A 9,450-nucleotide genomic window follows, 5' to 3' on the forward strand; every position below is an offset into this window, starting at 1 on the left:
GTGGCTTGGATTAGGTGACGTAAAGATGAGCAACGAAGACAAGCTTCGCGATTACCTCAAGCGGGCCACGGCGGACCTCCACAAGGCGCGCAAGCGGATATCCGACATCGAGGACCGGATCCACGAGCCCATCGCCATCGTCGGCATGGCCTGCCGCTACCCCGGCGACGTCCGCACGCCCGAGGACCTGTGGCGCCTGGTGTCCGAAGGCGGCGACGGGATCACGGAGTTCCCGACCGACCGCGGCTGGGACATCGGCACCCTCTACCACCCCGACCCCGACCACCCGGGGACGACGTACTCGTGCAACGGCGGATTCCTGCACGACGTCGCCGACTTCGACGCGGGCCTCTTCGGGATCTCGCCCCGCGAGGCGCTGGCGATGGACCCGCAGCAGCGGCTCGTGCTCGAGGCGTCGTGGGAGGTCTTCGAACGGGCCGGGATCGACCCGCTGTCCGTGCAGGGCTCATCCACCGGCGTGTTCATCGGCGGCGGCACCTCGGGCTACGGCGGCTCCCTCGGCGTCACCGCCCCCGAGATCGAGGGCTACGCCCTCACCGGCGGCCTGACCAGCGTCATCTCGGGGCGCGTCGCCTACACGTTCGGCCTCGAAGGCCCCGCGGTCACGGTGGACACCGCGTGCTCGTCGTCCCTGGTCGCGCTGCACCAGGCCGTGCAGGCGCTGCGCCTTGGCGAGTGCTCGATGGCCCTGGCCGGTGGCGTCACCGTGATGCCGACCCCGATCGGCTTCATCGACTTCAGCCGCCAGCGGGGCCTTGCCCCCGACGGCCGCTGCAAGGCGTTCGCCGCCGCCGCCGACGGCACCACCTGGTCCGAGGGCGTGGGCATCGTCCTGGTGGAACGCCTCTCCGAGGCCCGCCGCAACGGCCACCGCGTGCTGGCCGTCGTCCGTGGCTCGGCCGTCAACCAGGACGGCGCGTCCAACGGCCTGACCGCCCCCAACGGCCCCTCCCAACAGCGCGTCATCCGCGCCGCGTTGGCCAACGCCAGGCTCGCCCCCCACGAGGTGGACGCCGTCGAGGCCCATGGCACGGGCACCGCGCTCGGCGACCCCATCGAGGCGCAGGCCATCATCGCCACCTATGGCCAGGGCCGCCCCGAGGAACGCCCTCTGTGGCTCGGCTCGGTGAAGTCCAACATCGGCCACTCCGCCGCCGCCGGTGGCGTGGTCGGCGTGATCAAGATGGTCATGGCGATGCACCACGGGCAGCTGCCCAAGACCCTGCACGTGGACGCCCCTTCGCCCCACGTCGACTGGTCGGCCGGCGCCGTCGAGCTGCTGGCCGAGCCGCGCCCCTGGGGGCGCGTCGACGACCGCCCGCGCCGCGCCGGGGTGTCGTCGTTCGGCGCGAGTGGCACCAACGCGCACCTCATCGTCGAGGAGGCCCCCGAGGCCGAGGGGTCCGAACAGGCGGACGCCGGAACGCCGTCGGCCGAGGCGCCCGCCTGGCCCCTGCCCGTCGTGGTCTCCGCCGGGTCCCGCAGGGCGCTGCGCACCCAGGCCGCCCGCCTCTGGGCCGCGACCGAGGCCCGCCCCGAGTCCGAACTCGTCGATGTCGCCGCCTCGTTGACCAGGACCCGCGCCGCGCTCGCCCACCGCGGCGTGATCGTGGCCCGCGACAGGGACGAGGCGCTCGCGGGCCTCGCGGCCCTGGAGTCGGGCGAGCCGCTCGGCTCCGTCGTGGCGGGCCAGGTCGTCGGCGACGAGGCCCGCGCCGTCTTCGTCTTCCCTGGGCAGGGCTCGCAGTGGGCCGGGATGGCGGCCGATCTCTGGGACTCGTCGCCCGCGTTCCGTGAGTCCATGACCGCGTGCGGCGAGGCGCTGAAGCCGTTCGTGGACTGGGACTTCGAGGCGGCGCTCGCCGACGAGGCGCTGCTGGCCCGTGTGGACGTCGTGCAGCCCGTGCTGTGGGCCACGATGATCTCGCTGGCCGCCGTGTGGCGCGCGCACGGGGTGGAGCCCGAGGCCGTGGTGGGCCACAGCCAGGGCGAGATCGCCGCCGCCGTCGTCGCGGGCGCGCTGTCCCTCGAGGACGGCGCGCGCGTGGTGGCGCTGCGCTCGCGCGCCATCACGGCCCTCGCGGGCCGGGGCGGCATGGTGTCCGTGCCGCTGCCCGCCGACCAGCTCTCGCTGCCGCGAGGCGTGTCCGTCGCCGCGGTCAACTCCCCACGCTCCGTGGTCGTTTCGGGCGACCCCGAGGGCCTTGAGACCGTGCTGGCCACCGTCGAGCGCGCCCGCAGGATCGCGGTCGACTACTCGTCGCACTCGGCGCACGTCGAGTCGCTGCGCGACGAGCTCCTCGACGTCCTGGCCCCGATCACCCCGCGCCCCGGCGTCATCCCCTTCTACTCGGCGCTCACCGGCGGCGTGTTCGACACCGAGGGCCTCGACGCCGCCTACTGGTACGAGAACCTGCGCAACACCGTCCGCTTCGACGACGCCACCCGCGCCCTGCTCGACGACGGCCTCAACGCCTTTGTCGAGACCTCCGCGCACCCGGTCCTCGGCGTGCCGCTGCGCGAGACCGTCGAGGCCGCGGGCGCCGACGCCTCCGTGCTCGGCACCCTGCGCCGCGGCGAGGGCGGCCGCCACCGGCTCCTGCTGTCGCTCGGCGAGGCGTTCGTCGCGGGGCTGCCCGTCGACTGGGGCGTCGAAGGGCGCACCCTCGACCTGCCCACCTATCCCTTCCAGCGCAGGCGCTACTGGCTCGACGCCGCGGACGACGAGGCCGACAGCCCGTTCTGGACCGCCGTCGAGAGCGGCGAACTCGCCCTGGACGAGGACGCGTTGCGCGCCATCACGGCATGGCGCGACAGCGGCAGGGACCGCTCGACCGTGGACGCCTGGCGCTACCGCGTCGAGTGGAAGCCCCTCGCCGACCGGCCCGCCCGCCCGCTCACCGGCACCTGGCTGTTGATCGGCGACGCCACCGCCGACGCCACCGCCGAACGCGCCGCCTGGGCCGAACGCCTCACCGCCGCGGGCGTACGCGTCGCCACCGGGACCGCGGAGGCGCTGCCCGACGCCCTGCCCGACGAGCCGGTGGACGGCGTGGTGTCGCTCCTCGCCTCCGCCCCCGAAACGGTCGAGCTGGTCAAGGCGTTGGAGCGCGAAGGTGTCGACGCCCCGCTGTGGCTGGTCACCCGGGGCGCGGTGCTCGGCGTCACCGAGCCCCAACAGGCCCAGATCTGGGGCCTCGGCCGGGTCATCTCCCTCGAACACCCGGACCGCTGGGGCGGGTTGCTCGACGTCCCCGCCGAGCTCGACGACGCCGCCTGGTCCGCCGCGCTGGCCGCGCTCGCCGGGATCGACGACGAGGACCAGCTCGCCGTGCGCGACGGAGGGCTGCTGGCCCGCCGCCTGGCCCACGCCGCGCTCAGCGGCCGCGAGGCCGACACACCATGGCGCCCGCGCGGCACCGTCCTGGTCACCGGCGGCACGGGCGCGCTCGGCGCCCACACCGCCCGCTGGCTCGCCGACGGCGGTGCCGAGCACCTGGTGCTGGTCAGCCGCCGCGGCCAACAGGCGCCAGGCGCCGAGGAGTTGACGGCCGAGCTGACCGCGCGCGGGGTGCGCGTCACCGTCGCCGCGTGCGACGTCGCCGACCGCGAAGCGCTCGCCGCGCTGCTCGAAGGGCTCGAAGGACCCGCCGTCACCGCCGTCGTGCACGCCGCGGGCGTCGCCCCCGCGGCCCCGCTCGCCGACACGACCGCCGACGACTTCGCCGCCGCGTTCGCCGCCAAGGTGGTCGGCACCCACAACCTGCACGACCTCCTCCCCGGGCCGCTCGACGCGTTCGTGCTGTTCTCGTCCCACGCGGGCCTGTGGGGCAGCGCGGGCCAGGGCCCCTACGCCGCCGCCAACGCCCACCTCGACGCGTTCGCCGAGTGGCGCCGCGCCCAGGGCCTGGCCGCCACCTCCCTCGCGTGGGGCGCCTGGTCGGGCAGCGGCATCGCCTCGGTCGGCGACGCCGAGCGGAACCTGCGGCGGCGCGGCATCAGCGCCATGGCGCCCGACCTCGCGCTGCGCGCCCTCGGGCAGGCGCTCGACCACGGCGAGACGCACGTGGCCGTCGTCGACGTGGACTGGGACACGTTCGTCCCCGCCTACACCGTCGCCAGGGCCAGGCCGCTGATCGCCGACCTGCCCGAGACCGCCGCGCTCATCGAGGCCGCCACGCCCGACGAGGAGGCGGGCGCCGAGCTGGCCAGGCGCCTGGCCGACCGCGGCCCCGAGGAGCAGCAGCGCATGCTGCTCGACCTCGTGCGCGCCCAGGCCGCCGACGTCCTCGGCCACTCGTCCGTCGGCGCGGTCGCGCCCACCCGCGCGTTCCAGGAGCTCGGCTTCGACTCGCTGACCGCCGTCGAGCTGCGCAACCGCCTCAACGAGGCCTCCGGCGTCCGCCTCGCCACGACCGTCATCTTCGACCACCCCAACCCCACCGCGCTCGCGGGCCACCTGCTCGAACAGGTCGTCGGCACCGACGCGGGCGCCTCGGCCGCCGCGTTCACCGCCTCGGCCGTGGCCGACGACGAGCCCATCGCGATCGTCGGCATGGCCTGCCGCTACCCGGGCGACGTGCGCTCGCCCGAGGACCTGTGGCGGCTCGTGGCCGAAGGGGGCGACGCCATCACGGAGTTCCCCACCAACCGCGGCTGGGACGTCGACGGGCTCTACCACCCCGACCCGGACCACTCCGGCACCACCTATGTGTCCACCGGCGGATTCCTGCACGACGTGGGCGACTTCGACCCGGCGTTCTTCGGGATCTCCCCGCGCGAGGCGCTGGCCATGGACCCGCAGCAGCGGCTCGTCCTCGAGACCTCGTGGGAACTGTTCGAGCGGGCCGGGATCGACCCGTCGTCCGTCAAGGGCAGCCCCACCGGCGTGTTCATCGGCGGCACGTCCTCCAGCTACGGCGCCCAGTCCGGAGCGGGCATCGACGGCATCGAGGGCGTGGAGGGCTACGCCCTCACCGGGCTGCTCACCAGCGTCGTCTCGGGCCGCGTCGCCTACACCCTCGGCCTCGAAGGCCCCGCGGTCACGGTGGACACCGCGTGCTCGTCCTCGCTCGTCGCGCTGCACCAGGCGATCCAGGCGCTGCGCCTTGGCGAGTGCTCGATGGCGGTGGCCGGGGGCGTGACGGTGATGTCCACGCCGATCGGCTTCGTGGAGTTCAGCCGCCAGCGGGGCCTTGCCCCCGACGGCCGCTGCAAGGCGTTCGCCGCCGCGGCCGACGGCACCAGCTGGGCCGAGGGCGTGGGCCTGATCCTCGTCGAACGCCTCTCGGAGGCCCGCCGCAACGGCCACCGCGTCCTCGGCGTGGTGCGCGGCACGGCGATCAACCAGGACGGCGCGTCCAACGGCCTCACCGCCCCCAACGGGCCCTCCCAACAGCGCGTCATCCGGCAGGCGTTGGCCAACGCCCGCCTCGCCTCCCACGAGGTGGACGCCGTCGAGGCGCACGGCACCGGCACCACGCTCGGCGACCCCATCGAGGCCCAGGCGCTGCTCGCCACCTATGGCAGGGAGCGCCCCGACGACCGGCCGCTGTGGCTCGGCTCGATCAAGTCCAACATCGGCCACTCGGCCTCGGCCGCCGGTGTCGCCGGGATCATCAAGATGGTCATGGCCATGCGCCACGGGGTGCTGCCCGCGACGCTGCACGTGGACGCGCCCTCGCCGTTCGTCGACTGGTCGGCGGGCGCCGTCGAGCTGCTGGCCGAGGCCAGGGAGTGGGAGCGCGTCGACGGCCGTCCCCGCCGCGCGGCCGTCTCGTCGTTCGGCGTCAGCGGCACCAACGCGCATGTGATCGTCGAGGAGGCCCGGGAGAACGAGGCGCCCGAGGCCCCCCAACCCCAGGCCGGGCCCGTGCCGGTGCTGATCTCGGGCCATGGCGAGCAGGCCCTGCGCGCCGTCGCCGCCGACCTGGCGGCCTGGACCGGTGAGCGGCCCGACGCGCCGGTGCCCGCCGTGGCCGCCGCGCTCGCCTGGGGCCGCGCCGCGCTCGAGCGCCGCGCCGTCGTGGTGGCCGACGAGGGGCCCGAGCTCGCCGACGGCCTGGCGGCGCTCGCCGACGGCCGCCCCGCCGAGCACGTGGCGAGCGGCGCCGCCCGCCCCGTCGGCGGCGTGGCGTTCGTCTTCCCTGGCCAGGGCGCGCAGTGGGCGGGCATGGGCGCCGACCTCCTGGCGACCCGGCCGGTCTTCGCGCAGGCCGTCGCCGACTGTGAGGAGGCGTTCGCGCCGCTCGTCGACTGGTCGTTGACCGATGTGCTGCGCCAGGAGGCGGGCGCCCCCGGGCTCGACCGGGTGGACGTGGTCCAGCCCGTGTCGTTCGCCGTGATGGTCGCCCTGGCCCGGGTCTGGGAGTCGTTCGGGATCGTGCCAGGCGCGGTCATCGGCCACTCGCAGGGCGAGATCGCCGCCGCCGTCGCCTGTGGCGCGCTGTCCCTCCGGGACGGCGCCCGCGTGGTGATCGCCCGCAGCAAGGCGATCAGGAAGCTCTCGGGGCGCGGCGCCATGGCCTCGCTCCAGCTGAGCCGCGACGAGACCGCCGCGCTGCTCGCCGACCTGCCCGATGACGCGGGCGGCGTGTGGCCCGCGGCGGTCAACGGGCCGCGCTCCACCGTGATCTCGGGCGAGCCCGGCGCGGTGGAGGCCGCGCTGCGGCTGTGCGAGGAGCGTGGCGCCCGCGCGCGGCGCATCGCCGTGGACTACGCGTCGCACTCGCCGTTCGTCGAAGAGGTCGCCGAGGAGATCGGCCGGGCGCTCGCCGGGATCGAGCCCGGCCCCGCCCGCGCCGTGCTCGCCTCGTCGGTCACCGGCGAGCCGATCGACACCGAGCGGCTCGACGCGGCCTACTGGGTCGACAACCTCCGCAACGTCGTGGAGTTCTCCGCCGCCGCCCGCGGCCTGGTCGACCAGGGCTACTCGCACTTCGTCGAGGTCAGCGCCCACCCCGTGCTCGTCCCCGCCCTCACCGAGATCTTCGAGGAGGCGGGCGCCGACGCGGGGGCCTGGGGCACCCTGCGCCGCGACGCCTCGGGGCCGCGCCAGCTGTGCGCCGCGCTCGGGCAGGCGTTCGTCCAGGGCCTCGACCCCGATGTGACGCCCCTGCTGCCCCCCGCCCTCGCCGGCCTCGCCCCCGACCTGCCCACCTACGCCTTCCAGCGCGACCACTACTGGCTCGAGGCAACGGGCGGCGGCGCCAAGGGAGTCGGCGCCCAGGCCGCCGACGAGGTCGAGCGGCGGTTCTGGGAGGCCGTGGAGCGCGAGGACCTGGAGGCGCTGGCCGCCACGATCGGCGGCCAGGCCGCCGACGGCCCTGACGACGCCACCCATGACTCCCTCGCCGCCGTGCTCCCCGCGCTGTCCGCGTGGCGCCGCGACCGGCGCGACACGGCGGCGCTCGACGCGTGGGGCTACCGCGTCGTCTGGCAGGCCCTCAGGCCGTCGCCAGGGCCCGACCAGCTGACCGGCACGTGGCTGCTCGCGCTGCCCCTCGGCCACGACGACGACCCGACCGCCGCCCTGTGCGAACGCGCCCTGTCCGAGGCGGGCGCCCGCGTCCACCGCGTCACCGTCGAGTGCACATCGGACCCCGCGGGCGACCGCGCCAAGCTGACCGCCGCGCTCGCCGAACACGCCGACGCCACGGGCGTTCTCTCGCTCCTCGCCCTCGCCGACGCCATCGCCCCTGGCCACCGGACGCTGCCCACCGGCACCGCCGCCACCCTGCTGCTCATCCAGGCGTGGGCCGATGCCGGGCAGAGCGCCAGGCTCTGGAGCGTCACCCGCGAGGGCGTCCACACCGGCGCGGACGACGCGGGCCTCGCGCCCTCGCAGTCCACGGTGTGGGGCCTCGGCCGGGTCGCCGCCCTCGAGTACCCGGAGGGCTGGGGCGGCCTCGTCGACCTGCCCGCCGCGTTCGACGAGGCCGCCGCCGCGCGGCTCGTCCACGTGCTGGCCTCGGGCGAAGGCGAGGACCAGGTCGCGCTGCGGCCCTCGGGCGCGTTCGGCCGACGGCTGGTGCGCGCCCCGCTCATCGGCGAGCCCGCCCGCCGCTGGCGCCCCGACGGCACCAGCCTGATCACCGGGGGAACGGGCGGCATCGGCACCCATGTCGCCCGCTGGCTCGCCGACCACGGCGCCGAGCACCTGCTGCTGATCAGCCGCGGCGGCCCGAACGCCCCCGGCGCGGCCGAGCTGGAGAGCGACCTGCTGGCACGGGGCGCCGGGCGCGTCACCATCGCCTCGTGCGACGTGTCGGACCGCGACGCCCTCGCCGCGCTGCTCGCCGACGCGTGCGCCACCCACCCGCTGCGGTCCGTCTTCCACACCGCAGCCGTGCTCGACGACGCCATGCTGGCCGACCTGACGCCCGAGCAGATGGACACCGTGCTGCGCGTCAAGGCCGGTGGCGCCCTCACCCTCCACGAGCTGAGCAAGGACCTCGACCTGACCGCGTTCGTGCTGTTCTCCTCGACCGCCGCGTCCTTCGGCTTCCCCGGGCTCGGCAACTACGTCCCCGGCAACGCCTACCTGGACACCCTCGCCGAGTGGCGCCGCGAGCAGGGCCTGCCCGGCACCTCCATCGGCTGGGGTACCTGGGCGGGCGGCGGCATGGCCGAGGGCGCCGTCGGCGACCGCGCCCGCACCCACGGGATGATGGACATGCCGCCCGAGCTCGCCCTCGCCGCGCTCGGCCAGGCCCTCGACCACGAGGAGACCCACCGGGTCGTCAACGACCTGCGCTGGGAGCGTTTCACCCTCATCTTCACCGACGAGCGGCCCAGCAGGTTCCTCGACGAGATCGACGAGGCGCGGCGGGCCATCGCCGCCTCCACCGGCGGCGACGAGGGCGCGGGCCCCGACCCCGCGGCCGAGCTGCGCGGCGCGCTCGCCGGGCAGAGCCCCGCCGAGCAGACCCTCGTCCTGCTCGACCTCCTCACCCGCGAGATCGCCGCCGTCCTCGGCCACCGGGGCGCCGACGCGGTGAGCCCCGCCGACGCGTTCAAGGACCTCGGCTTCGACTCGCTCACCGCCGTCGACCTGCGCAACCGCCTCAGGTCAGCGACCGGGCTCGCCCTGCCGTCCTCCATGGTGTTCGACTACCCGAACCCCCAGGCGCTCGCCGAGCACCTGCGCGCCGAGCTGGCCGGGTCCCTCGACGAGGCGCCGCCGCTGCGCGCCGAGCTCGACCGGCTCGAAGCCGTGCTCACCGCGCGCCCCGCGGGCGACGAGGACGAACAGGCCGAGATCGCCGCCAGGTTGCGCGCCCTCCTGCTGCGCTGGCAGGGCGCCGCCGACCCGGCGGACGACGAGGACGACGACCTCGACACCGCGAGCGACAGCGAGCTGTTCGAGCTCCTCGACGACGAACTTGGCACGTCGTGACCGCCGCACCGCCCGCCGCGCGCCCCGTGGGC

At 75.6% G+C, this 9,450-nt stretch carries 1 protein-coding gene; it reads left to right on the plus strand.

The features are described from left to right. The first annotated feature begins 25 nt into the window (after window positions 1-25). Window positions 26-9,418 carry a type I polyketide synthase gene (locus tag D7318_RS16750; RefSeq protein WP_120697920.1) on the plus strand — a complete coding sequence of 3,131 codons (9,393 nt, stop codon included), beginning with the start codon at window positions 26-28 and terminating at the stop codon, window positions 9,416-9,418. Window positions 9,419-9,450 lie beyond the last annotated feature (32 nt).

Origin of the sequence: Streptomyces radicis (assembly GCF_003626575.1) — a bacterium.
In the GTDB taxonomy this organism is placed as follows: Bacteria; Actinomycetota; Actinomycetes; order Streptomycetales; family Streptomycetaceae; genus Streptomyces; species Streptomyces radicis.